This window comes from Legionella feeleii (genome assembly GCF_001467625.1).
Taxonomy (GTDB): Bacteria; Pseudomonadota; Gammaproteobacteria; order Legionellales; family Legionellaceae; genus Tatlockia; species Tatlockia feeleii.
Genome location: NZ_LNYB01000072.1, coordinates 1 through 909, shown reverse-complemented (window position 1 = coordinate 909; position 909 = coordinate 1). Strand labels below are relative to the sequence as shown.

Genomic DNA, 909 nt, shown 5'->3' with positions numbered 1-909 from the left:
GCGACTAATGTTGGACTTGACTGGTTTCGAAAGGTTCAATCCAGCCATGGCGTGATATTATACAGTTCAACGCGAAGACGCCAAGAGCCAGAATATTTATTTATGAAGTCTGCAAAAAGCGACATTCTCTGATTCAGTGTGTTATCTGTTAGTGCTTGAAAACAGATTCGGCTCTGCTTGAATTATTTTGCAAATGAACCCACAATAAAATGCAAATGGATTTGGATGAAACCGAATTAAACTGCAAATAGAATTGCTTTTGAACCCGAATTATTTTGCAAACGAAATTCTCTTCGATCGTTTAAAAATTTACCATGACCAAATTCATTCAATAAAAACCCATTTTAATACTTCCATTAGCAGAATAATGGGGTAATTTATACGTCCTCTTCCTGATCAGAAAGATCCTTTGATAATGTCGGGTAGAAGCCATAATAGTTACTCCTCTAAAATATTAGTGTTTACCATCACAGCACCCCCCACGGAACCGTGCTTGTGGTTTTCCCACACACGGCTCTTCAGCGTAATGAGCCGTGATGACTTGAGGTAGTGTTCCCATTCGGCGGCCTTTTTATTAAAGGAGGAGCCGTTTAAAAATTCTGCTAATACTGGAAATTGTGCTTCTGGCAACATCCCATAGGCCGTTTTGTTTAACGCAGCATAAGTCAAGGTTTTATCACGGACTGGGAACCAGTTTAGAAATAGCACCAATTTTGGCAATTCAACAGCCATCGCTGATTTATACTTTAAAAGGGCTTCGTCCGCGTAGATCTTGCCTTCAGCCAGGATGTTGTTAACATGGTACATGAAGCTTATGATTGTATTCGTTCGGGCAAATACGGGTTGCATTGAAAGAGAAAATTAATTTAGAGGGTTTAGGTTAAAGGGCAAGAGAGCCCTATAGTCTTC

Annotated in this window: 1 protein-coding gene; it reads right to left on the bottom strand. The window is 39.8% G+C overall.

Annotated features, from left to right (window positions below; all coding sequences use genetic code 11):
* Positions 1 to 438 precede the first annotated feature (438 nt).
* Positions 439 to 807 (bottom strand): hypothetical protein, encoded by a 369-nt coding sequence (locus Lfee_RS07630; RefSeq protein ID WP_058445485.1) that lies wholly within the window; start codon positions 805 to 807, stop codon positions 439 to 441.
* Positions 808 to 909: the final 102 nt, after the last annotated feature.

Coding starts and splice junctions, on each gene's coding strand:
- Lfee_RS07630 (WP_058445485.1), bottom strand. CDS start 807: ATGTACCATGTTAACAACATCCTGGCTGAAGGCAAGATCTACGCGGAC.